This is a genomic window from Variovorax sp. AC103, assembly GCF_979254005.1.
In genome coordinates this window covers 147,376-169,012 of record NZ_CEEDFC010000011.1, presented here as the reverse complement: position 1 = coordinate 169,012, position 21,637 = coordinate 147,376, and the positions used below count along the sequence as shown (strand labels likewise).

At 64.4% G+C, this 21,637-nt stretch carries 30 protein-coding genes; 13 read left to right on the top strand and 17 right to left on the bottom strand.

Annotated features, from left to right (window positions below; genetic code table 11):
* Nucleotides 1–40 precede the first annotated feature (40 nt).
* From AC0IYU_RS17755 to AC0IYU_RS17730, 6 genes are all read right to left on the bottom strand, one after another.
* Nucleotides 41–394 (bottom strand): hypothetical protein, encoded by a 354-nt coding sequence (locus AC0IYU_RS17755; protein WP_472119492.1) that lies wholly within the window; start codon nucleotides 392–394, stop codon nucleotides 41–43.
* 4 nt (nucleotides 395–398) lie between these two features.
* The gene (locus tag AC0IYU_RS17750; RefSeq protein ID WP_472119490.1) at nucleotides 399–1,043 is read right to left on the bottom strand and encodes a phage tail tube protein; all 645 of its coding nucleotides are present in this window, start codon (nucleotides 1,041–1,043) and stop codon (nucleotides 399–401) included.
* A gap of 25 nt (nucleotides 1,044–1,068) precedes the next feature.
* The gene (locus AC0IYU_RS17745; RefSeq protein ID WP_472119487.1) at nucleotides 1,069–1,521 is read right to left on the bottom strand and encodes a hypothetical protein; all 453 of its coding nucleotides are present in this window, start codon (nucleotides 1,519–1,521) and stop codon (nucleotides 1,069–1,071) included.
* The gene (locus tag AC0IYU_RS17740) at nucleotides 1,521–1,874 is read right to left on the bottom strand and encodes a head-tail joining protein (RefSeq protein WP_472119485.1); all 354 of its coding nucleotides are present in this window, start codon (nucleotides 1,872–1,874) and stop codon (nucleotides 1,521–1,523) included. Before AC0IYU_RS17740 ends, AC0IYU_RS17745 begins: the two co-directional genes overlap by 1 nt.
* Before the next feature lie 7 nt (nucleotides 1,875–1,881).
* A complete protein-coding gene (locus AC0IYU_RS17735; protein WP_472119483.1) occupies nucleotides 1,882–2,205 on the bottom strand; it encodes a DUF2190 family protein in 324 nt (107 codons plus the stop codon).
* Between the two features lie 67 nt (nucleotides 2,206–2,272).
* Nucleotides 2,273–4,360 (bottom strand): ClpP-like prohead protease/major capsid protein fusion protein, encoded by a 2,088-nt coding sequence (locus AC0IYU_RS17730; protein WP_472119480.1) that lies wholly within the window; start codon nucleotides 4,358–4,360, stop codon nucleotides 2,273–2,275.
* Between the two features lie 122 nt (nucleotides 4,361–4,482).
* On the opposite strand from AC0IYU_RS17730, the gene AC0IYU_RS17725 reads away from it, so the two are divergent.
* Nucleotides 4,483–5,592 carry a hypothetical protein gene (locus tag AC0IYU_RS17725; RefSeq protein ID WP_472119477.1) on the top strand — a complete coding sequence of 370 codons (1,110 nt, stop codon included), beginning with the start codon at nucleotides 4,483–4,485 and terminating at the stop codon, nucleotides 5,590–5,592.
* Between the two features lie 21 nt (nucleotides 5,593–5,613).
* Here AC0IYU_RS17725 and AC0IYU_RS17720 read toward each other — a convergent pair whose 3' ends face one another.
* The 9 genes from AC0IYU_RS17720 to AC0IYU_RS17680 all read right to left on the bottom strand — a co-directional run bounded on the left by AC0IYU_RS17720 (nucleotide 5,614) and on the right by AC0IYU_RS17680 (nucleotide 14,901).
* A complete protein-coding gene (locus tag AC0IYU_RS17720; protein WP_472119474.1) occupies nucleotides 5,614–7,137 on the bottom strand; it encodes a phage portal protein in 1,524 nt (507 codons plus the stop codon).
* A gap of 13 nt (nucleotides 7,138–7,150) precedes the next feature.
* Nucleotides 7,151–7,384 (bottom strand): hypothetical protein, encoded by a 234-nt coding sequence (locus AC0IYU_RS17715; protein WP_472119472.1) that lies wholly within the window; start codon nucleotides 7,382–7,384, stop codon nucleotides 7,151–7,153.
* A complete protein-coding gene (locus AC0IYU_RS17710; protein WP_472119469.1) occupies nucleotides 7,381–7,773 on the bottom strand; it encodes a Mor transcription activator family protein in 393 nt (130 codons plus the stop codon). The genes AC0IYU_RS17715 and AC0IYU_RS17710 overlap by 4 nt, the downstream gene beginning before the upstream one ends.
* The gene (locus AC0IYU_RS17705; RefSeq protein ID WP_472119467.1) at nucleotides 7,770–9,911 is read right to left on the bottom strand and encodes a phage terminase large subunit family protein; all 2,142 of its coding nucleotides are present in this window, start codon (nucleotides 9,909–9,911) and stop codon (nucleotides 7,770–7,772) included. The genes AC0IYU_RS17710 and AC0IYU_RS17705 overlap by 4 nt, the downstream gene beginning before the upstream one ends.
* Nucleotides 9,908–10,405: a terminase small subunit gene (locus AC0IYU_RS17700; protein WP_472119465.1), complete on the bottom strand. Its 498-nt coding sequence runs from the start codon at nucleotides 10,403–10,405 to the stop codon at nucleotides 9,908–9,910. The genes AC0IYU_RS17705 and AC0IYU_RS17700 overlap by 4 nt, the downstream gene beginning before the upstream one ends.
* Before the next feature lie 134 nt (nucleotides 10,406–10,539).
* The gene (locus AC0IYU_RS17695; protein ID WP_472119462.1) at nucleotides 10,540–11,331 is read right to left on the bottom strand and encodes a hypothetical protein; all 792 of its coding nucleotides are present in this window, start codon (nucleotides 11,329–11,331) and stop codon (nucleotides 10,540–10,542) included.
* Nucleotides 11,328–11,663, bottom strand: a complete 336-nt coding sequence (locus AC0IYU_RS17690; RefSeq protein ID WP_472119459.1) for a hypothetical protein — start codon at nucleotides 11,661–11,663, stop codon at nucleotides 11,328–11,330. Before AC0IYU_RS17690 ends, AC0IYU_RS17695 begins: the two co-directional genes overlap by 4 nt.
* Before the next feature lie 381 nt (nucleotides 11,664–12,044).
* Nucleotides 12,045–14,450 carry a virulence-associated E family protein gene (locus tag AC0IYU_RS17685; RefSeq protein ID WP_472119456.1) on the bottom strand — a complete coding sequence of 802 codons (2,406 nt, stop codon included), beginning with the start codon at nucleotides 14,448–14,450 and terminating at the stop codon, nucleotides 12,045–12,047.
* Nucleotides 14,451–14,520: 70 nt separating this feature from the next.
* Entirely contained in the window at nucleotides 14,521–14,901 is a 381-nt protein-coding gene (locus AC0IYU_RS17680; protein WP_472119453.1) for a phage regulatory CII family protein, read from the bottom strand.
* Between the two features lie 256 nt (nucleotides 14,902–15,157).
* Here AC0IYU_RS17680 and AC0IYU_RS17675 point away from each other — a divergent pair, with 256 nt between their 5' ends.
* Nucleotides 15,158–15,511 carry a hypothetical protein gene (locus AC0IYU_RS17675; RefSeq protein ID WP_472119451.1) on the top strand — a complete coding sequence of 118 codons (354 nt, stop codon included), beginning with the start codon at nucleotides 15,158–15,160 and terminating at the stop codon, nucleotides 15,509–15,511.
* Between the two features lie 191 nt (nucleotides 15,512–15,702).
* Here the strand turns inward: AC0IYU_RS17675 and AC0IYU_RS17670 are convergent, their stop codons facing one another.
* Nucleotides 15,703–15,954, bottom strand: coding sequence for a hypothetical protein (locus tag AC0IYU_RS17670; RefSeq protein ID WP_472119448.1), 252 nt, complete (start codon nucleotides 15,952–15,954; stop codon nucleotides 15,703–15,705).
* Here AC0IYU_RS17670 and AC0IYU_RS17665 point away from each other — a divergent pair.
* Nucleotides 15,953–16,273 (top strand): hypothetical protein, encoded by a 321-nt coding sequence (locus AC0IYU_RS17665; protein WP_472119446.1) that lies wholly within the window; start codon nucleotides 15,953–15,955, stop codon nucleotides 16,271–16,273. The genes AC0IYU_RS17670 and AC0IYU_RS17665 overlap by 2 nt on opposite strands.
* A gap of 8 nt (nucleotides 16,274–16,281) precedes the next feature.
* Here AC0IYU_RS17665 and AC0IYU_RS17660 read toward each other — a convergent pair whose 3' ends face one another.
* The gene (locus tag AC0IYU_RS17660; protein WP_472119443.1) at nucleotides 16,282–16,533 is read right to left on the bottom strand and encodes a hypothetical protein; all 252 of its coding nucleotides are present in this window, start codon (nucleotides 16,531–16,533) and stop codon (nucleotides 16,282–16,284) included.
* Between the two features lie 80 nt (nucleotides 16,534–16,613).
* Between AC0IYU_RS17660 and AC0IYU_RS17655 the strand changes: the two genes are divergently transcribed.
* From AC0IYU_RS17655 to AC0IYU_RS17610, 10 genes are all read left to right on the top strand, one after another.
* Nucleotides 16,614–17,090 carry a hypothetical protein gene (locus AC0IYU_RS17655; RefSeq protein WP_472119441.1) on the top strand — a complete coding sequence of 159 codons (477 nt, stop codon included), beginning with the start codon at nucleotides 16,614–16,616 and terminating at the stop codon, nucleotides 17,088–17,090.
* Nucleotides 17,091–17,208: 118 nt separating this feature from the next.
* On the top strand, nucleotides 17,209–17,748 hold the full coding sequence (locus AC0IYU_RS17650; protein WP_472119439.1) for a DUF4352 domain-containing protein: 540 nt from the start codon (nucleotides 17,209–17,211) through the stop codon (nucleotides 17,746–17,748).
* A gap of 111 nt (nucleotides 17,749–17,859) precedes the next feature.
* Nucleotides 17,860–18,255 carry a hypothetical protein gene (locus tag AC0IYU_RS17645; RefSeq protein ID WP_472119436.1) on the top strand — a complete coding sequence of 132 codons (396 nt, stop codon included), beginning with the start codon at nucleotides 17,860–17,862 and terminating at the stop codon, nucleotides 18,253–18,255.
* A complete protein-coding gene (locus AC0IYU_RS17640) occupies nucleotides 18,252–18,491 on the top strand; it encodes a hypothetical protein (RefSeq protein WP_472119433.1) in 240 nt (79 codons plus the stop codon). Before AC0IYU_RS17645 ends, AC0IYU_RS17640 begins: the two co-directional genes overlap by 4 nt.
* Nucleotides 18,488–18,769 carry a hypothetical protein gene (locus AC0IYU_RS17635; RefSeq protein ID WP_472119431.1) on the top strand — a complete coding sequence of 94 codons (282 nt, stop codon included), beginning with the start codon at nucleotides 18,488–18,490 and terminating at the stop codon, nucleotides 18,767–18,769. Before AC0IYU_RS17640 ends, AC0IYU_RS17635 begins: the two co-directional genes overlap by 4 nt.
* Before the next feature lie 88 nt (nucleotides 18,770–18,857).
* Nucleotides 18,858–19,085, top strand: coding sequence for a hypothetical protein (locus AC0IYU_RS17630; RefSeq protein ID WP_472119428.1), 228 nt, complete (start codon nucleotides 18,858–18,860; stop codon nucleotides 19,083–19,085).
* On the top strand, nucleotides 19,082–19,462 hold the full coding sequence (locus AC0IYU_RS17625) for a hypothetical protein (protein WP_472119426.1): 381 nt from the start codon (nucleotides 19,082–19,084) through the stop codon (nucleotides 19,460–19,462). Before AC0IYU_RS17630 ends, AC0IYU_RS17625 begins: the two co-directional genes overlap by 4 nt.
* A 9-nt stretch (nucleotides 19,463–19,471) precedes the next feature.
* Complete coding sequence (locus tag AC0IYU_RS17620) at nucleotides 19,472–20,167, top strand: deoxynucleotide monophosphate kinase family protein (RefSeq protein ID WP_472119423.1); 696 nt, start codon at nucleotides 19,472–19,474, stop codon at nucleotides 20,165–20,167.
* Nucleotides 20,164–20,640, top strand: a complete 477-nt coding sequence (locus AC0IYU_RS17615; protein ID WP_472119421.1) for a 3'-5' exonuclease family protein — start codon at nucleotides 20,164–20,166, stop codon at nucleotides 20,638–20,640. The genes AC0IYU_RS17620 and AC0IYU_RS17615 overlap by 4 nt, the downstream gene beginning before the upstream one ends.
* Complete coding sequence (locus AC0IYU_RS17610; protein WP_472119418.1) at nucleotides 20,637–21,623, top strand: hypothetical protein; 987 nt, start codon at nucleotides 20,637–20,639, stop codon at nucleotides 21,621–21,623. The genes AC0IYU_RS17615 and AC0IYU_RS17610 overlap by 4 nt, the downstream gene beginning before the upstream one ends.
* Nucleotides 21,624–21,637: the final 14 nt, after the last annotated feature.

Below are 21,637 nucleotides of genomic sequence, written 5' to 3'. Positions count from 1 at the left end.
TACGCCAGCGCAAAAGCGAACCGGCGTCGCGGCTGGGACCTCAGTTTTTTTCGATCGCCTTGGTGTCGCCGCCGGAGAAGCTGTTGCCCAGGTTGTAGAGACGGAAGGCCTCGTTCGAATTGGTTTGCCCGAACGCTTTCCACTGGTCGGCTGACCACAGCGGCTCGCCGTCGTCGAGGATGACCATGCGGGCGAGCTGGCGCTCGACGATGGTTGCCTTGCTGCGCTTGACGGCGGCCTCGAGGGTCTCGTCCTTGACCGGCTGCTCCTGCTCCCAGAGCGCGAGGCGGTCGGCGAGCAGCAGGCCGCGCACGATGACGGCGCCGATGCCGGCGACCTCGGTTTCCTCCTGGCGCAGGGCAGGAGCGGCTGCTTGTTCGCGTTTGATGGTCATGGGCTCAGACCACCGCGGCGTAGTTGCTGAGCATGCCCTTCACCGACAGCTTGACCGGCGTGGTCACCACACCGCCAGCGCTGCCGCCCGGGGCCAGCGAGGAGCTCGGCGTGGCCGCGAAATAGACGATGTCGCCCGTCGCGAAACGGAACGCGACGGCACATGGCGACTTCTTCCGATCGAAGGCCTTCAGGGCCTTCAGTGCCGGGTCGTTCGGGTCCCAGATGGAGCCGAAGTTGAAGACCAGCGGCGTGCGGTTGCCGGGAATCGACGTGTCCTGGTCGTTGTGGATCGTGGCCACGTTCACGTCGGCCGCTTCGCCACCGTTCGCGCTGACGTCCTGGAAGGTTTCGGCACTCGCGCCGAAGGTGATCTTCTGGGCCGTGCCCGATGCGAAGGCCCGGAAATCGGTGGAATCGATGCCCTCGAGCTCGAAGGTGCCGGCCGCCTTGTTGTCGACACGGACCACGGCCCAGTCGAGTTCCCGCATGCCCTTGGCGCGCAGGAGGAGTACATCGCCGTCCAAAAAGGGGTGAGCAGCGGCGCCGGCTACGGCCGGGTTCGCCTTGCTGATTGATTCGATCGCGACAACTGCGCCGAGCACGGTCTGCACATCGACGCCGACGTTGCTCCAGATATTGACGTTCATGGTGATGGTCTTTCGGAAAGAGAAATCAGAGGGCTACGTCGGGCGCATTCGGGCGCACGAGGTAGGAGAACCGCCAGACCTGCTGGCGAGCGGCTTTGGCTTCCTTGCCTTCGCCGCTGAGCAACATCCGGCCGGTCTCGAGGGCGAAGCCGGCCTTGGCCAGGCGGATCAGCTGCGGCGTCGCGGCCGCAAGTGCCTTCTCGACCTGCAGACCCAGCTCGCGGGCCCGGGCGCCGTACTCGCTGGCATGTGCGACCACTGCTGTCACGCTCACCCGGAGATCTCGCCGCTGCACGCCGCTGAGGGTGGACGGGGTCACGCTTTCGCCGGATGGCGACTCCTCGATCAGCAGCGCCGGCAGTTGCGTCAAGTCCAGCGGGTCGAGGTGATCGAGAAAGACGCTGTCGCCGGCATCGGTCGCCGCGGCGACGAGCACCGCCTTCACGGCCTCGAGGATCTGTTGTTGCACGTGGGCCATCACGCGGTTCTCAGACGCAGCGCCGTGAAGCCGGCGCCGTCGGGCTGCGCCTCCACCACTTCGAACGTTTCCTCCGGAGCCACCACGACGCCGTTCGCATCGATCAGTGCGAGGAGGATCAGGCTGGCGCCCGGCGTCGCGTCAAGCACGAGATCGGTCCGCACGGTCAAAGCCGGCGAACTGTCGCCGGCCATCTGCTCGAGCTGGGTCCCGTAGGCGGCGTCATACATGCCCGTCACAGGACGCGCTGCGCCGCCGCCTCGCGGCGTGAACGAGGCCTGCCGGTCGGACAGGCGATCGATCACGGCCGCATTGACGCGAGCTTCGAGGGCAGCGAATCGCAGCATGGACATGACGGCTTCAGGCGTTCAGGTGCAGCCAGACCGTGGTCGCGCCGTTGCCAGCTGCCTGCGCCGCATAGCCGGCCAGCACGCTGCCCGCTGCAGTCGTGGTCAGCCGGCTGTTGCCTGCGTCCCAGTACAGGAGCGCGCCCTGTGCCGGCGTGTCGGTAGTCAGCTTGGCGAGCTCGACGACACCCTTGACACGCAGGGGACCGGTTTCGCCGACAGCGATGTCTTTCACTGCGATGCCGACGCGAGCGCCGATGACGACGACCGCACCCGACGCCACGGCCGCACCGGCCGTGTAGTCGAGCACGTTGCCCTCTTGAACAAAGTTTTTCATGACGGATCCTTGAGAAATTGCGGGGGTGTTCCGGAGGCACCCGGCCGAGACCGGATGCCCAGCGCGATCAGGCGCCCGGGTTCTTCGCGAGCGTGCGGAAGTCCAGCGGCGAGACGCCGGCATCCATGCGAACCTTGAACTCGGTGCCGTCGACGTTCCAGCCGGCCTTTTGCTCGAGGTAGGGCTGGTCGTTGCCGTCCAGGTACGACACCTCGATCGTGTCGTTGGCGTTCTGGTCGGCGGCGCCGTACCAGGCTGCGGCAGAGGTCGCGTCGAGCCGCGCATCGGCGACGACCTCGAAGGTCTCGCGCGCGATGTTCGGCGTGGTCGTGTTGTTGCCAGCGCCGACGGCATATTCGCTGGTGCGAACCGTGTTCGCGAGACCCTTCAGGGCGCGCGGCACGATCAGGTACTTCAGGTTGATGTTGAGCGGTACCTTGCCCTGCTTCTGCACGGCCATCGCCGCGCCCATCTTGTCCACCGAGTCGGTCGAGATCGCGGCGCCGGCGAGCAGGTTACCGTGCTGGGCGTGAAAGAGCGCAATGCCGTCGCTCATTGGAGCGTTCGCGGTCAGGACCGCATAGACCAGATCGCCCACCGTGCGAATTGCGGCGCGGCCCATGAGGCGCGGCACGCGGGTGAACGCATCGAGATCGTCGTTGATGATCGCTTGACGGGTGATGCTGAACAGCTCGCCGTAGGTCGCGAGCACCACGGTTTCGCCGCGCTCGCCCATCGTGGCGTACTTGTACTCGGCGCCCTCGGCCACCTTGCGCAGGCTGGGGAAGGCGTTCAGGTCGACACGCTTGCCCGGCTTGAAGTCGCCCAGGCTGCCGGCGCGCGTCCAGAGCTGGAAGGTCTCGTCGGCTTCCGAGTAGCCCTTCAGCAGCGCCTTGCTGGCCACGTTCGCGAGCAGGCCCGGGAAGTCGCTGGTGCTGTGCGTGAACGCAGCGCCGACGAACTGCATCTTGTCCATGCCGTCGCTGCGGAAGCCGGCGCGGGTGAGGCTCGCGCGGGCCATCTCGCCCAGCGTGAAGCCGCGGTACGGGTTCGCACCTTCGATTTTTTCGAGGCCGGCCCGGGCCAGCAGGGCCTGCGTTGCAGCCTTGCGTTGCTTGTCGGATTCGTCTTCCACCGTGGTGACGTGCGAACCCGCCGCGGACGTGGCGCCAGAGGCCAGATGCGCGAGGAGCTTGGTGCCGGCCGCCTCGACGGTCATGGCGTGGTCGTCTTCGCAAGCCTGCTGGATTGCTTCGACGCCCGGCTGCGCCTTGAAGCGCGCGAAGCTGGCGCGGATGCCTTCGCGGCGAGCCTTGTCGGCGGCGAGAACTGCAGCGGCGTCCGGTGCAGACGTCTGCACGGCGGGTTGTGCAGGGACGGTGGCGTTTCCGCCGCCGGCCGCAGCGGCGCCGGACGCACCAATGGCGCTCAGCAGCAGGAGGGAACGGAGTTTCATAGGGTCCTCTTCAGCGGAATTTGCGGCAGCTGCCGCGGATGGGCACGACACCAGCAGAGCAGCTGGCACCGAGCGGTAACGGTTGGGGGGAAGATCGCGAGCGGCACTGGCCGCGACCGGCATGGCATCGGTGATGCCGTCGATGAACTTGGCGGCGAGCGCCTCTTCAGCGGTGTAGTAATGGTCCTGGCCGTCGGTCACGAGGGCCAGCATTCCGGGCTGATCGCCCGTGCGCAGGGCGTAGCTGGTCGACATGGCGGAAGCCCAGGTGTCCAGCTGGTCCGCCATCTCGCGCAGCTCGGCGCTGTTGCCGGCCGCGTAGGTCCACGGTGCGTGAATCATCATCACGGCGTTGTTCGCCATGTGGACGTGGTCGCCAGCCATGGCGATCAGGCTGGCGATGGAGAAGGCCATGCCGTCGACTTCCGTGGTGACCGTGGCCTTGTGTCGACGCAGCGCATTGAAGATGGCGAGGCCATCGGGCACGCTGCCGCCGAAGCTGTTGATGCGAACGGTGATCTGGTCCGCGTCGATGGCCTGCAGCTCGCGCACGAACGACGAAGCGCTGACGGTCTCTTCCCACCAGCTTTCGCCGATGTCGCCGTAGATGTAGATCTCGGCGGCCGCAGCGAAGCCCAGCGCGGCTGAAGCCAGTGCTGTGCGACGGCGAATTGCGTACCAGGAGCTTTTTGCTTTCATGAGCTGAGTGCCTCGTGCATGGAGGCACCCAGTGTCAAAAAAGCGGCGTCCGCTTTCTAGGGAAGAAACCGGATTATTTTCCACGTCGGGTTACAGTCGGCGACGCCTAAAAAGGAGCGGCCGTGCTCAGCTTTGATTTCATTACCCATCCGCAATTTCGCGAATCGCTCGAGTCTGATTACCGCGAAATGGAGAACTGCCTTAGCCAAGGCGCATGGAAGGCAGCGCAGGTGATGGCCGGAAGCATCGTTGAGGCAGTCCTTATCGACTACTTGCACTCGTCTTCCATGCCCTCTCGAATCTTGACGAAGGATGTTCTGAAGATCGATCTTGCAGAAGCCATAAAAGTTTGCGCAGCCGAGGGCGTTTTAAGCCCACGAGTCGCGGAACTATGTGGAGTCGTACGCTCCTTCCGGAATCTCATTCACCCGGGAAGAGTCGTCCGCACCAACGAGCCGAACCCGAACAAGAGCGACGCAGTTATCGCGTTCGAGTTGGTCGGCCTCATCACACGCGATGTAGCGCGCACTCTTCAAAAAATGGTAGGCCTCACCGCAGAACAGGTTGTTGCGAAAATCAACAAGGATCAAGGCAGCGTAAAGATGCTGCAGCACCTCCTCGTCGGGTTCAACGAAAATCAACGGCGACGCCTGCTCATTGATCTGCTTCCCAAAGCCTATTTGGCCGAACTGATTAACTTGGACAGCGAGCAGATGACCGCTTCCACAGAGACACTGTCGAGAGCGTATCGGATCGTCTTTCATGACGCGGCTGAAGCAACAAAGCAGGCATGTGTCGCCGAGTTCGCGCGCATTGTGCGTGAGGAAGATGGAGAAACTGTCCGAATGACGACGGCCGGCTTGTTTCAAGCAGGCGATATCCGATATGCGGCACCGGACCAAGTGCCCTTGCTGTATGAGCACGTACTGCAGCTTTCGCCGTTTGCACACACGGAGATCGCCACACTCGCCCCGATGGAAGGAATTCAACTCGTCCTAAAGCCGAAGGATGTGCTTCGGGTAGTAGATCCTCTGGTGAGAACCCTGACAGCCAGCAGCACAAGGCCCTGGCTGCAGGCCGCCGCGGACAACTTGCTATGGTCACTGGTTTTCTTGAGCAGCGAGCCAGCGCTTTGCGATGCTGCGGCGGATCGACTACGGTATTGGATAGCTCTCTTCAAGGAAAAGAATATGGCCGCGAAAGCTGAGCCTTTCGAGGCTCTACTTGAATAGGACCTGCCAAACCGCGACAGGTCAGGACTGACCAGACTGGTCTTCTGGTGCGTCGCCCCGACTGGTGGATCCGGGCGTGTGTGCGGCATTGCTCGAGAAAACTAGCGCCTTTTCTGCAGCTTGCCGCCGGAACTCACTCACCTGCTCAAGCACGTCGCGTGGATTCCCGCCGCGGCGGCGAATGACTTCCACCTCACTGGCGAACCCTGCCTGCACAAGCTTCTCCCAGGACAGCGCCTCTTTCAAGGGGTCGATCCACGGCATGCTTTGCCCAATGAACAGCGCGTCGTCTTCGGTGTCGGACGCAACATCGCGCGGCCGCGGCACCACGCCGCTGAGGTTCGCGACCTGCACGAAGGATTCGTAAGTCGGCTGGACCAGCATCCCGACGAACTCATCGGCCAGCACGGCGTAGTGCACCCATTGCTCGACCAGTTCCTGGCGCTGCGCACTGTACGTGCCGTTGTAATCGCGGCTGACACTGGAGTAGCTCGCACCGATGCCGGCCGCGAACGCGCGCAGTTGACCCGAGCGCCAACTCACGAGATTGGGGTTCGGGCGGTTGCTATCGATCATGCCAATCTCCTCGCCCACTGTCAGCGAGTCGATGATCATGCCGGGCTGCATGCGAAGGTCACGCGGAATCGGTGTGCCATCTTCCGTCTTCGGGAGGTTGTCAGCGCTGTAGCCGACTTCGGGATCGGTCCGCTTCACATAGGCCGTCATCGACGCGGCAACCTTCGCTGCGATCCGCTCGCTTTCCTCGTAGTCCTTCAGGTCCTCGATCCGCGTGATGACGCTTGCGAACTCCGAGACACCTCGCTGCTGGTGCAGGCGGTCCAAGGTTGCGATTTGCAGCATGCGAGAAGCCGGGATCGACTTGAGGCCGCTATTGGAAAGAAACGTCATCCCCTCCCGCGGATCACCCTTGTACGTCCAGTAGTTTGTGGCCTCGCCCCAGGCATTCGACTGGATGCCCTGCCGAATGTTCTTGCCCGGATCGTCGTAGTCCAACGGCACGAAGTCTGGCTCGAGCAGCTCGAGGGAGAACGGCACCTTGGTGTCATGGTTCAGGTAAGCCACCGGCCCCATCAACTGCTGCGCGAACATCTCACCGTCCCGCAACCAGGTGTACGCCGACAGCCGCTGAGCCAATGGCCATCGATACCGCTTGGTCACATCCGGCCTACGCTGCCAGTTCCGCCAAGCCTCGCGCAAGGCGCCGGCATATTCGGTGTGGATCGTTCCGTCCGCACGCCGCGGCTGCGGCTCGATCGCGATGCCCGTCGCACCTACGATGTTGTTCACCATCACTCGGAGTGCTCCGCGCGAGATGTCGTGATTCCGCTCCAGGAACCGCGCGTGGGCGCGGAGTGCCGCGGCGCCTGCGCCCACCAGCGTATTCGGGCTGCTGTTGTCGGTCCGGGATTTCCGCTGCCGACTCGGTTTCGCCCCTTCGTAAAAGGCCAGGGCCCGACGTGCCTGCGCACGACGAAGACCCGCGATAGGGTTCTGCCAGGCGACGATGCGATCGATGATGTTCATGGTGTCGGCGCCTTCAGTCGCAATCGCGGCCGTCGAACCTGGCCACGGAATAAGAGAGGCCGCCGATCGACGGGCGCTTTCCGCCGGCTTCGGCGTTGACGCGACGCTCCCACTCCAGGCGGCCCTTGCGGATCTCCGCGAGGTTCTCGGTCGTGACGGTGCGTCCATTGAACTGGATGGTCTTACCCGAGAGCACGTCGGCCTCGGCGGCCAGGTAACTGGCGAGCATGTCGGTTGCTGTGGTCATAGACCGCCACCGTAGCCGTCTGGCCGTCCGCTTTCTAGGGACGATTCCGGATTTTTCACTTCCCCCTGATCGGCTCGCCGCGGCCGCTGTCCGATGATCTCGTAAAAGCGCGTCCTGCCAATGCCATGAAGCCGCATCAGTTCGTCCATGTTCTGCCCGTTGTAGTCGCGGCGGATCGAAGCGTCGCGCTCGGACTTGTCCGGTGTCGGGATGTACAGGTCTTGGCCTCCGAGCACGCGACGCAAGCCTCGCACCAGTGCGCGCGAGAACACCGTCGCCAGCGGCTCGTGCATGCCGATCTCGTCACGGATGATGCCGACGAAGTCGTGCTCGAGCTGCACAGCTGCATCCTCTGCCTGCCCGAGTGTTTGCGGTGGTCGTTGGTTCATAGGCGACTGCTCCAGTCTTCAGATGCAAAGGGATTCGGCGGAGGTGGCGAGGCCCGCCGAGGGGCCGGGGCCGGTGGTGCCGGTGGCGGCGCTGGCGACGGGTCAGGAGCGGACGCTGGTGGTGCTGGCGACGGGTCGGGCGCGGGCGCTGGCGCCGGTGCAGATGTCTGCACTTCGGTCGGCGGTTCGTCCTCAACAATCAACGGCGCTTGCCGCACCTTGAGCTCCGCGTAGTCCCACTGCTGCGCCTTTCGCAGATGGAGACGAAGCGCCCGGGACAGCCACAACGCGTACACGGTGCAGTCAAGCGCTTCGTTGCGCCGATCTGTGCGCACCTTCCACTCGCGACGTGCCTTGTTCAGGCGGCCAGGAATCTTGATCTCGCTGAGCAGCTGCTCGTAGAAGTCGTCTCGAACGCCTTCGTACCAGTGCATTCGCGCCGGGCCATCGCCTTCCAGGCGAACACGTCCCGCCTGCTCCGACCAGCCCAGGATCAGATCCTTTGCCTTGGCGGTGCCCACCATGTGCGTTCGCACGCCTGCACGCGACGCCTTGGTCGCCTTGGCGTTCGGATCGATGACCCTGGGCGGAGTCCAGATCTCGACCTTGCCTACGGAATCGGAAGCGCCCTTGACCGCATAGACCTGGCGATCGGCGCGATGGTGTTTGCGGACGAAGGCGTACACCGCCTCGCTGGTCTGGCCGTCCGACGAGTCAATGGCCACGGCCGCGATCGGCAAGGCGACTCCCGTCGCGTGCTTCACGCGCTTGGCCATCGTTGCTTCGAGCTCGATCCAGGCGCCCGCGTGGCTGACCACGGTCTGCCCGTAGAACTCACCCCAGAACGAGAGCCACATTTCCTCGCCGCGGCCGACGACCCACACCGTCACAGCGAGCCGGTCGTGCTGCACGTCGACGGTCATGAGGACCACCAGGCCGCCAGCGGGGCAGCTCCATTCAACGTATTTCTCCGCGCGCTCGCGCAGCGTGTCCTCCTCCGGCAATTCGCCGCGGTACTCCCATGTCAGACCGCGCGTGCTGTTCCAGAACGCGATCATGTCGGTCGGGTCGCCCTTGTCCAGCTCGCACTTGGCCTCGAGGTACTTGCGGGCCAGCACCGGCACGCGTGATCCATCGAACGTGCTGAGGAGCTCGTTCAGGTAGTAGCCCAGCGTCGCACCAACCGTCGACGGAACCCATCCGAATCCGTCGCGCTCCGCGCGTCGCAAGTTCGCGATGCGCTGGTCGTCGCTCCAGACCTCCCCGCAGTGGGGGCAGGTGTAGAAGGCGCCGTCCGGCTGATACCGGCCATACACCTCGTGGTTCTCGGCTTGCTCGTCCTCGGGAATGGTGACGTGCTCCCAGTCCGGCACGTGGGCCTCGCCGCAGCCATGGCACGGGACGTAGAAATAGCGCTTGTCTGTCGTGCGCATTTCGGCTTCGACGGCGCTGGCGTTCTTCGCCGTCGGCGTTCCGCCGATCAGGATCAGGTGCCGCGGATCGGTCTTGACCCGCTCGCCGAGCAGCTTCAGCGAATTGCCCTGGCCACGCACGTCGGTGGCGGCGTCGTCAGGCTCCTCGACGATGACCACGCGGGCGCTGGTCGACTTCACGTCGCTGGGGCTATTGGTGCCCACCAGCTTGATCAGTCCGCCCGGGAAGCGCTTGCGCAAGGCGCTGTTCCCTTGGGCCCGGCTGTTGAGCGTGATCCGCTTCGCGAGCACGGGGCTGCGCCGGATCATGGGGTCGAGCTTCTCCGATGCGAAGTCCTTCGCCGCCATCGTGCGCGGAAACGCGGCCACTATCACGCTCGGGCGGTAGTGCACGTGGTAGCCGATGACGTTGCACACGATGCCGGCGGTGTAGCCGACCTGCGCGCTCTTCTGCACGACAAGCTTGCGAGTGCCCGGTGCATTGGCCATCTCCGCGATCTCGCGCAGCGCCGGCGAAACCGCCCACGAGAATTTGCCGGGGATGGCCGACTCTTCGCTGCTGAGGATCCGGTACTTCTCGCTCCACTCCGCGATCGACAGCCGCGGCGGCGGCCGCAGCTTCGCCCACACTCGCGCATGCGCCACGCGCATCGCCTTTCGCGCGCGCTGCGCGTGTGACGGCTGTGGCTTTGATTCGAAGCTCACTCGAGGTCACCTTCCTCAGGGTCGCGCTCTTCGTCGTCGTCATCCCCCGCCGGCGCACGCCAGTTGGAAAGACGCTTCAAAAATTCCTCGAATGTCGCCTCGAGGAGCGCTTCCACGTCCGGCTTCGCCATGCCGATCATCAGCGACGCAATGCGGGTCGATTCACCGACCAGGTACTCGCGCGCATTAAGCACGGCGCTCGCCCACAGCGGTTCGACCTCGTCGGCCGGAATGAGGGCTCGGCTCTCGACCAGCATGTCGCGCTCGATCTTGTCGCCCTGCAGCCGGTTGAGCCGGTCCTTCGGTGATTCGGCCTGAACCTTGCGCACCTCGCGGTCGACCAGCCAGGCAACGCAGGCCGGCGCGTCGTATTCGCTCGCGACACCAGGCCCGCCCTGCACGGCGACCGGGAAGCCGACGACCTGCCACTCGGTGATCGTCTTCGGCGCGACGCCGAGGATGGCCGCGATCTGTTCTTGTCCCTTGATCCGCATGCTTACTTACCCCCTACGACCAGTGGCAACTAGAGCGATGACGGGGTTCGAATTACCCGTACCCGGCCCTCGGCGGGAGGACCCGCGACCGGGGGGGGTGGGGGGCAGCCCCCTCCCCTGACGAATGGCCGCCATCACGCGCCACCCCCAGGCCGTGCGGTCCGAAGGGCAGCCGCGAAGGATTCGTCGAAGTGGCGAGCGAACACGCGGGTGATGGTGGCATGAGCCACGTCCTCGAAGCGGTACCGCGGCGTGTACACCGCGCGCGAGACGAACAGCAGCACCGGCATGACGGTCGTGCCCATCGCACCGAAGGCGATGCGGGCCCAGATGCCCCGCTGCAGGTGCTGCAGCTTGCGGCCCTTGCTCCACGAGTGGCGACCGAACGTCGCCTTGCCCGGGCCCTGGCTCACGAAGAACGCCTCGCGCTGTCGCTTGGCCTTGCTGCGCTTGCTGTTCGTGGCATTGGCATCCGACCCTGCGAGGTTGAACGTCTGCAGCTGGCTGAGGATCCGCACGATCTGCCCGCGGCTCATGTTGCCGTACGAGTCGAGCTCGGCGCCCAGCGCGGGCACCGCACGTTCATCTGCCTTCATCACGCCGCGCTGCACCAGCAGCTGCTCGAACCGCTTTTGCAAGCGGGGCCCGCCGTGGATCTGCGGGAGGATGTAGTGGTTCGGCCGGTTGCTGTCGCGCACTTCGACCACTGCCACCAGCTCCTGCTTCGTCGCAGGCCTGAGCCGCAGCGAGTTCAACGTGAACGGCGTGGGCCGGTCGAACACGCTCGACATCTCCTCACGCTCGGCGCTGATCACGTCGCGGCCGGTCAGGTTCAAGGCCCGGGACAACGCGAACGGCACCTGCCGCTGGGCGATGTTGAGCGCCGACTCGACCTGGTCGAAATTGGTACGGATGTCGAGCCTCACGACCGTGCTCCCTCTGCAGTCGTCTGCACGTGGTACGCAGCGGTGTCCGGGTTGGCAGGGTCATCACCGCCCGGCCGGAGCATGAAGGCGGCGAAGTCGCACGCGTTGAGCACCGCGTACTGCTGCCACTCCGAGGCCGGGTGCGATGGCGGGAACGGCGTGCCCGCGAACCGCCCTGCCTCCATGGCATAGAAGAAGCCGGGCTCTTTCATGCCGCGGCGCAGGCACGCATCGACGTGCTCACGGCCCCAGTCGAGGCGCATGCGCGAGATCCACTGCGCTGTCATCGGCATGCTCTCGCGCATGCCGACCTTCTTGGCTGGCTGATTCATGGTGCTGGTCTCCCGATGGCGGTCTGGGCTGGACGAGGGGTGGACGGCGCAAACCCGCATGGCTGCTGGATCCGTCCAGCCGTCCAACTCGACCAAGGTGTGTGGGTGAGCTGCGCACGTGCACGCGCGCGCACACACGCCCGCCTGTGTGTGCGCCTGCGCCTGTGTGTGAAGCGAAAACCCCGGAAGGGGTGGACGGGTGGACGTACTGGGTATTTCCCCAGCAAAATCAACAACTTGCGCCGTCCACCCCCGGGTGGACGTAGGGTGGACGGGCTGGACGGCGGTGGCGTCAGGACCGGCGAGGCAGACGCGTAGACGCCTGCTCCGCTGGGGCGAGACCAACCCGCGTGGCATCCAGCCAGGCGCGCAATGTTGACGTCAGAACGGCAGGTCATTGTCGTCCTCGTCGTCGAAAGATGGAGCCCCGTCGCTGGGCCTGGGCGGCGGCGCGGCGGCCTCCGGTCGGGACAGGCGTCGATAGCCGCGCCTGCGCTTGCCTGTGGTCTCCCTGTGCTTCTCGAAGCCCAGTGCCTTCATGCAGTTGACGATGCGGGTGTCCATCTGGCCATTGCCGTCGATACGGTCGGCCTTGATGCTCAGCGCCTTGTCGTAGATCTCGGTGCTGGGGAAGAAGTCGCGGTCCGCCCGGGCCATTTCGTTTATGTTGGGCCGGCTGATGTCGTTGACATACTCGTCGAGCACGTTCTCCCATTCGTCCACGCGTTTGAACGGCTCTTGCTCGGGGAACACCAGCTCGCGCTCTTCCTCCCGAGTGGGCCAATAGCGCTCGCCGGCATTGATGCGGTGCAGGGCCTCGGCCAGCAGCTGCGAGCGCATGGCGATCAAGGCGTCGACGTTGACGGTGTGGACCTCCAGCGGCCAGAAGCGACGGTCGCCGGTCGCATCTTTCAGGAACGTGTCGGCGTTGGTCGTGCCGACGTTCACGGAATGCCGCGGCTGCTTGCGCATCTGCCCACCGTATGGCGGCCGGTACCAGTCCTCCTGCGCGGAAAGGAACTGCTTGATCAGCGTGGTCTCGGACTTGTTGAGCGACTCGAGCTCGGCCGACTCGACGATCCAGGCCAGCTGCATCGCCATCAGGCTGTCCTTGTCGCCCACGCGGATCGCGTTGTCGGTGAAGTACGGGAACGCCAGCGCCCGGAAGGCCGTCGACTTCGACAGGCCCTGCTCGCCCTTGAGGATGAGCATGTAGTCGAACTTGCAGCCGGGCTGCATCGCACGCTTGACCAAGCCCATCATGAAGCACTTGCCGATGAGCCTGGTGTAGGGCCGGTCCTCGACGCCGTAGACGTCGACGAGCCAGTGTTCGATCCGGGGAATCTGGTCCCAGGGCTCGGCGTTGATCCAGTCGTGGATCGGGTTGTACTTGCTCAGCCGGGCAGCCATCAGCACGCCGTCGCGCAAGGTGCCCTTGCCCTTGATGCCGAGGCGGTAGGTCCGCAGCAGGTACTCCCCGAGCATGAGGTCGTCCTCTTCGTCCCACTCCCCGGCCGGCCTGCCCCACGGGGCATCCTTGGTGCGCTCGAGCAGCTGGCTGAAGTCGTTTTTCTTGATCAGGCCTTTGAGGGTCGGATCCTCGAGCACGCAGTACAGGACGTTCTCGCGGCAGTCCTCTGGGCGGCCGCCCTTGCCCTTCACGAGCATGTCGAGCACGCGGCCGCGATCGAACTGCTCGCCCGGATCGTCGGGATCGCTGGGAGGCGGCTCGCCGCCCCCTCCGCCGCCACCCTGCCCCCCAGCGGGAGCCGGAGCGTCGCGATTTTTCTTGCTCCGCGCTGGCTTGGTGAGTTCCACACCCACGAGGGGAGCGAGCCATTTCAATGCGTCGGCGGGCTTCGGCGCCGTCCCCCATTCCATCACCAAGTCGATGGGCGTGCGAGCCCCTTGCTTCGCGTCGCCCATGTCGGCCACGCCGAAGTCGACGATGCCTTCGGGAGAGATCGACAGATCCTCCTGCAAGTCGCGACCAAGCGCTTTCGATGTGACCCGGAAGCCGGCCCCGCTTGGGAAGTTGTGCGGCTGCTCGCGCCCGCCGAACAGCTTCGGCACCCAGGCGCCGAGGTTCTGCATGGCAGCCTCTTTCACGCGCTGGAAATCATCGCCCCCCTGCCCGCCTGGCGGCGCGGGAGCAGGAGCTCGCGCCGGCGCGGGTGCTGGACGCTTTGCCGCCTGGGCGGCCTCTTTCGCGTCGTCGATGGTCTTGTGCAGACGTCGCAACACCACCTCGTCGACCAGGCGAACATCAGCGGGCGTGTTCGGGAAGCGATTGCCCGTGAAAATGAAATACTGGCTCTCGCAAAAGACTTCGACACCGATGTCGTTGCTTTTGTTGGTGCTGGTGTGCCCTTCCACGATGGAGTGCACGCCGTTGCCGCTGACCGAGATCTCTGTATAGCTGTCGCAGCCCGCGACGATCTTCAGGCAGCGTTCCGACCAAGAGCCGTCGGGCTCCCGCTGCCCGTCCAGGTCGACGCCGATCAACCCGTCGCCGGGAAGGAAGGCGAACCCCACACCGTGATACTGGCCGCGCTCGTAGACCCGTCGAGCGATCTGAAGGGTCGCCAGCCGCATGCGGTCGCGATCATCGCCCTGCACGCCTGCTCTGCGCCCGCCCTGGACGTAGTACGGCATCTTCACGGGCTTCTTCGCGCCCTCTTTGTGCTCGAATTTCCACAGCACCCACTGCTGGCGCGAAGCAAGCGACGCCGGGATCTCGTCCCAGGTCGGCGGCTCCACAATCGGGAACACGGGTGCCTCGCTCATTCGTGATGGGGGGCGTGCTTAACCATCCAGGTCGCAGCCCGCTGCGCCTGGTCAACGCTGGACCCAAGCGTCATTTGCTGGCCTTCAAGTGGCCAAGGGCAATGGACAGTTCGGAGGACAGCGATTCGACGCGCTCAAGCGCCCGGGTCTGGCGAGCCTCCGGCGACTCCAGGAACTTGGCGGCCAGGTACGACATGACGGACGCGATGTCACCGGTCGACTTGATGTAAGCCTCCAGGTCGTCGCAGTTCAGACGCTGCGTGTCGCCTTCGGGCTGGTTGAGCTTGCGCGAGAGGACCGAAGGGCTGAGGTCCATCTTGCCGGCAAGGGCCGACGCGTTGAGGCGTTGCTCCTGCACACGGAACGCTATGTAGGCCCTCAGGCTCGGCCAGTGCTCAGGTAAAGCGTGGTCGATCGACAGGCTCAGATTGGCATGCGCAATAGATGACATTTCAAATTACCGTCTGTTGCCATCTCAAAAATGGGCAAAAAAAAGAGACTTGCGGCCATGAACCGCAGCACAAAGAAAAGTCCCCGCCGCCCCGACGCACCCAATACCGCGCACCTGCCCGTGCGTGGCGAGGGAGGAGGAGAAATGGAAAGAGTCGGCGCGCCGGATTGGTCGGCGGCAGAGGGAACCGGGTGCCCGCCACACCGCCGGGTAGAGTCCATGTACCCCAACACGGACCCGGCGACGGGCGGACGAAATGAAGCAACTATTCACTGCGGCGCTGAACGAAGACGGCACCGTCATCATGCGCACCTCCGAGCGAACGGAGCACGCTCCGACTCAGCTGCTGGATCAGCTTCTAAGCGGTCTTCTTCTGCAGCGGTCGGCGATGCAGCCACCACCGAGTCAGGAGCCGACGGGGAGGGATCTGCAGGCGATCCAGGCCTCGTCGTACTTCGCTGGCGTCGATCTCGCCGGGGACTTGGCCCTGAGCCTGTATCACCCTGCGTTGGGGCTGCTGTCGTGGCAACTTCCGCGGCATCTTGCGCAAGATTTGGCAAAGAGGCTTCCACCTCTGTTGAACGACGAGGATCAGGGACCGATGCAATAAGGCTGCAACTCACGGACTTCTCCACCCTGAACGGGCGGGTGTGCGGCGAACTCAAATCACCTCTGAGGTTCGACTCCTTCGGTGGCGGGTTGAGCGGGATGGTCTGGTCCCGCTTGATCGACCCCAGGTCGAACCACAATGCATTCATGGATGCGCATACGCGCAAGCGTTGGGTGTGGGCGCTACGCATCTCAGGCCCCCTGCACCGAGATCCGAATAACCGTGTCGCCTGGCAGAGCATCCAGATCTTCGTCACGCGGATGCTCGATGAAGTAAACGTCAGCACTGGGCTGCTGAGACACTGCTTCACGGCGGCTGGTGAAGACGTCGGGGTCCTGGCCAGCACAGCGTATGCCGCGCTGCTCGAGCTGTTTGGCCACGGCGAGAATCAGGCCGGACTTTCCGCTGCCCTGCCCCCCAACTACGTGAAAGAACTTGGTCATGGACGAACTCTCTTATTTGGAAAAGGCGAAATTGGCGCACTCTGTGCTGCTGGACCCGCAAACCGGGCGCGCAGCGGCTTACACAAGCAATCACCGTCTGGTCGTGGCGGAGGCTTCGAAGAAGTTGGTCGAGTACGCGCTGGCCCACACAAACAAAGTCGTGGCGTTCGATCCCGTGGAACACGCGAAGGGGCTGCCAGACTGGTATCCCTTGCCGACGTGGGCGAGCCCGGAAGTCCAAAGCCGCATGCAGTTGGTGTGGATCGAGCGACCGGACGCCGACGACCTGGACGGGTGGCTTGCTTTTCCGAAGCGCTGAAAGGCATCTCAGGCGCCCTGCCCCAACGGGGTTTCAGTTCCAGAGCACGACGGCACAGAGAGATCCGGCCAGATCTCATGCCAGTCATCCGGGCGCAGGTCCTGCAGTCTTGCGGCCGCGTCGATTGCGTGGATGCGACGCGCCAAGCCAGGGCGAGCAATTCGCAACCCCTTCAGAACCTGGTAAAGGTACTGTTCGTCGATTCCAAGCGCTATCGCGACTTCGCGGCGGTGCTCAGGCGAATAAATAGGAAGTGCCATGCGGTTGATTCTAGTGGTTCGCTAGATCAAGTAAAGCACATCGCTAGTTTATGCGTCTAGCTTTTTGCTTGAATACCGTCATGGACTTTCGAGACAACTGGCTCGCCCATTTCAAGGCAATCGTGCACGCTGCAATCGAAAGCGAGCGCGGTGATGAACGTGCGGGCTACCGTGAAGTAGCTCGCCGTCTGGAAATGAATGAAGAGACGGTCTACCAGTTTTACAAGAGCAAATCTGGGAAAAAGTACCCTGGCGCGCCAACGATCATCCAGCTCGAACGGGTGTATGGCAAAGGCTTGCCACCTGGTTGGGCGAGCCAGCCCGTCGGCAACAAACTGACGTCGCCTTCCGCGCCCCCCACTCTGCGGGAGTCGCTGGCGGCTTTTCATGCCGCGGTCCAAAGTGTGAACGCCCCGCGACGTCAGGAGCTGTTCGATCTGTTGAGGCTTTACCTGAGGGAGCCCAACCGATATAGCCACCTTATAGCCGACATAGAAACGGCGCTCTCGGGGGAGCAAGGGTCATCCCATTCCGAGCCCGCGAGTGGGATCCGGTAGAGCCTAGCGGGCCCGCTCGCATCTACCAGTTTCCTAGAATCGCACGGACTTCGAATGCCGCAGCCAAGAGCAAAGGCTGTATCGATGGTGGCGGTTCACCGCCGGAATGAGAGGTGACATGACGAATTTGCTTACGCGGGCAACATTTGCGGCAGCTCTGGTCGCTGCGCTCAGTGCGTGCGCCGTACCCCCCGGGCAGGCGCCGCAGCTTCAGCTTTTCAGCCTTGGCACACCTGTTGTCTTTGAGGGCCTCGAGATCGAGGTCCGGTCTGCTCGCAATGCCGCGCAATTTACAAACTGGCTCGGGCAAGAGACACGAGCGGGGGACAACTTCGTGGTCGTCGACGTTATAGAGACAAATCAAGGGAAATCCCCTCTCTCGCCCACTTTCCAGCCAATCTACCGCCTCGTCGACTCGAGCGGCGCGCTCTACGAGCCGAGCATGGCTCACACGATCTCCGTCAACATGGCAAGAGCGGGACGTCTTCAGCCAGGCCAAGGCCTCAACCCCAAGACGCCAACACGAAAAGAAATCGTTTTCGAGGTGCCTCGGCAGGGCTACGCTTTGACGGTGCTCTCGCCCAACTCAGTCCGCACCCGGCCTGACGGGTCTTCGCGCGCGCTCGGCAATTCGATCGCCTTCGAACTACCGCTGTGAGACCGCTTCTAGGTCAGCCATCAAGCGCCTTGGCCGAATGATCTAGCGTTTCGCTTGCTTTAATCTATCTTTTTGCTAGTATTCGGGCCGTCACAACGACGGAGGCCCGAAATGGTCATACCCTTCCCCGCCGCAGCGGCGGCACCGCAGGCGATCAGCAACTTGCTCGCCAGGTGTGTCGGTTTCCTCGAGGGCTTCGAGGACGATCCTGAACAATGCGTCACGCCGCTGCTCGTTCAACTGCGAGCCGCCCAGCAGAGCGCCCTGATCACGCTGCACGCACCTGCGCCGACGCCGGTGCGCTTCTTCGACACCGCCGACTGGGCGACAGGCGGGCGCAATGCTGACGGTAGCCACGCGTTTGCGCTCTCGCGCCATGGACGGGGCGCCAACGCAGGTCGTTGGTTTTGGTCCACGACACGGATCGACGACGACGGACACAAATGGTGGACATCGGGCTCGGCGGTCATGGACGACTTTGGCAACCTGGTCGAGGTCCCGGCATGAGCAGCATCGCCATGACCGAAGTCATCGATCGCCAGCTGGTTGCTATGCGCGCGGCCCGCAGCGCACCCGCCCGCTCGGTCGCCGAACAAGCCGTCGAACGGCACCTGCATGCCGCGATTGAACTGCTGAAGGCAGCCAATGCCGCCGGCGAAGTGGCCGGCTACGGAGACCAGTTCGCAGGGTCCGTCGACGAGGCCATCCAGCAGGCGAACTATTCGCTGAGGATGCTGTCATGAGCGGCGGGCAAGACCAGGCGCTCACTACTGAGCTCAGCGCTCAGGTGCTGGCAGCGATGGCGGAGGTGGCTGACTCGGACCGCCCGGCCGTTTACGCGCTGGCGTCCACGATCCGCGAGACGATCCTCAAGGGCGAGCTCCTCATGCCCGGGCTCGGCCAGCTCGCGCTCTCCCTGGCCTGTCTCCAGTTCCAGGAGCAGCCAACCGGTGCGGCATCCGCAAGCGAGCCGATGTCGCCGGCGCACATCAAATTCGAGACAGAGGGGCGCCCGTCATGAGCGCGCTTCTTCGCGTTGGGTTCTACGCCCTGATGTTCCTGCTGTTCGTGTTCCTGCCCGCGATCGCGCACACCTTCGGAGGCTCGCCATGAAGCCCGATCTCTCGCAATCAGACTTCGACGGCTTGGTGCAACGCTCCAAGCAACTCAGGCAACGCACCCGTGCCGGGCTAGGCATCGACCAGGAAGGCGACGCAAGCGGCACGCCCTTCGACTGGATGCTGCACGCCCTTGGCCGGGGATTCGCGCTGCTGTGCGCTGCCGTTGTGCTCGTGATCTTGATCGCCCTTGCATTCCAGGGAGGACCAAAGCCATGAGCACCGCGACCGTACAGACGTCTGCACCAGCCACGGAGCCGGACATGTTCGCCGACCAGTGCGACGCGCTGCGCTTGCACAAGGGAAAGCTCTACGAGCTTCACGGGACCATGGCCGCCGCCGCACAGGTTCGGGTCAAGCCGGTAGGCGATGGCACGCATGTGCGACCCGTGTTGTGTCTCGAGGTAACGCCGGTCCACCAGGGCGACGGCCGCACCTACCACGCAGAGCAGGTCTACCCCGAGAACGGCCGCGAGGCCGCACAGGCGAAAGCCGCGACCCTGAAAAAGGGCGTCCCCATCACCTTGCACACGCGCCTCAAGGGCATGCGGACGATCCTGCCGCACGTCGAGGTCGCGGAGCCCACTTCTGTTTGAGGCACTCCCATGAAAAGAATCGTCGTCGCGATGACGGGCTACGCCAGCACTGGCAAAGACACCGTCGCCGACCTGCTCGTCGAGCACCTGGGCTTTCGCAAACTCGCCTTCGCCGACGCGCTGCGCGCCGAGGTCTCCAACGGCTTCAACGTCGAGCTCAGCTACCTCACGCATCCGACCACGAAGGGCCATCCCATGACGGCGCTGGCCATGCGCAAGGCACCGCTCGGTTTCCTGGGTGCCGTCGCCCTGGCGACCGGCAACCTTCCCCGGGACGGCGAGGGGCAGATCGCGGCCGAGTGGCTCGACCAGCCGCGCTCGCCCCGCCAGATCCTGCAATGGTGGGGAACCGAATACCGCCGCCGGCAGCACGAACACTACTGGTCACGCCAGCTCATGCAACGCGTGCTCGACGACATGCGCGACGGCGTTTGTCGCTTCGTCATCACGGACTGCCGCTACCGGAACGAGGCCGAAACAGTGCGGGCCCTTGACGGCCGGATCTGGCAGGTCAAGCGCCCAGGCATCGACGGCGCGACGACGACCGAGGGCTCTCACTCCAGCGCAACGGACGGGAGCGAGTTCTCGCCCGATCTGATCCTCAACAACAGCCACGACATCCGCCACCTGCAGCAGCTGGTGCTTGGCGAGTTTCTCTCGCTCGAAAGCGGCATCCCAGGCGCAACCGTCACGGTGCCAGCATGAGGATCTGGATCGACACCGAGTTCAACGGGTTCGAGGGGGAACTGATCTCGCTCGCGCTCGTCGACGAGCAGGGCCGGTCTTTCTACCGCTACATGCCCTGCCCGTCTCCTGCCGCATGGGTCGCCGAGCACGTGCTGCCAGTCCTCGGGCTCTATCGCCCTGAACCCATCGCCACGCAGCCGGCGCTGAAGCACCCGAGCAACTTCTGGTCGCTGCACCGCATCCAGTTCGCGCTGGCCCAGTGGCTGGCGGACTACGACAAGGTGCACATCGTCGCCGACTGGCCCGAAGACATCGCGCAGTTCAGCCGCGTGCTCATCACCGGGCCAGGCACGCGCATCGACACACCGCCGCTGACGATGGAAGTGCGTCGAGATCTCGACGCCGAGTCGCTGGTGCCCCACAACGCTTTGGAGGACGCACGTGCCATGCGTGCCGTGCACTTGGCCTACGAGAAAGCGGGGTGCCTGTGACGTCACCACTCCAAGCCGCGCACGACCAGGCGGCTGCCGCGGCCGAGCCCATCGTCTGCACGGTGGCCACTCCACGTCGACCGGTCGCACCGAGCGTGTACACGGGCGCCGAGCTGCTGACCCGATGCAACCGCCCGGGGGCCTACGACGCGTTAGCCCTGCCGAGCCTGCAGAACGGCCGCCAACGGCTGCCAGGCGACCAAGTTGAGGCTCGCCCCTACGTGGCCCGCGAGATTGCCCCGCAGCCGCTCCAGGTCAGCCCTCGGAACAACGTCGATGACCCGCGCACGATGACACGAGAGTTCCCGACCGTGCATCACCCCCGCGGCGAATACCGGCCGCATGCGGGCAGCACGCCGGCGAAGGTGCTGGACTATCTGAGGGCCATGGGCGGATTCATCTCGCATGCCGAGATCTGCGAGCGTTTCGATATCAAGCGCAGCGCGATCACCGCGGCCTTCAAACCGATCCTGAAGCATGGCGTGCTGGTGCGCCAGGTCGTCGACGGCTACACGGGTTTCTCGCTTCCCGGCTGGCATCCGCCAGCTGCTGCTGGCAACACGCCTGCGCCCAAGAGGATCCGCGAGCCGGAGGGGATGAACATCATCCAGACGATGGGCGGTGACCCGAACTTTCTTCGTCCGGCGCTCGGGAACCGCCACTTTTGGCCCATCCAGCTCGACGGCGTCACCGCGCTGACCAAAGACGAGACCACGGAAATCTCGGCGTTCCTTCGCGCGCTTCCGGAAGAGCTCGGCTTCCGCCCACCTGGTCAAGACCTGCATCCTGACGCGGCCGCATCGAGCGAGTTCACCCCCGACCAATTGAACGCGCTCTACGCACTCAGCCTGCGCGAGGCCGAACTTGGCCTGCTGCTCGGCTATCTCGCCGTCATGCAGCTGCGCAAGCAGTTCGCGGACTGCGATGGCGCCTACCCCTTCCCCCCACTCACCGAGCCGCCTCGGCTCACCGACGCGGCCTGAGCCGCTGGAGTTCT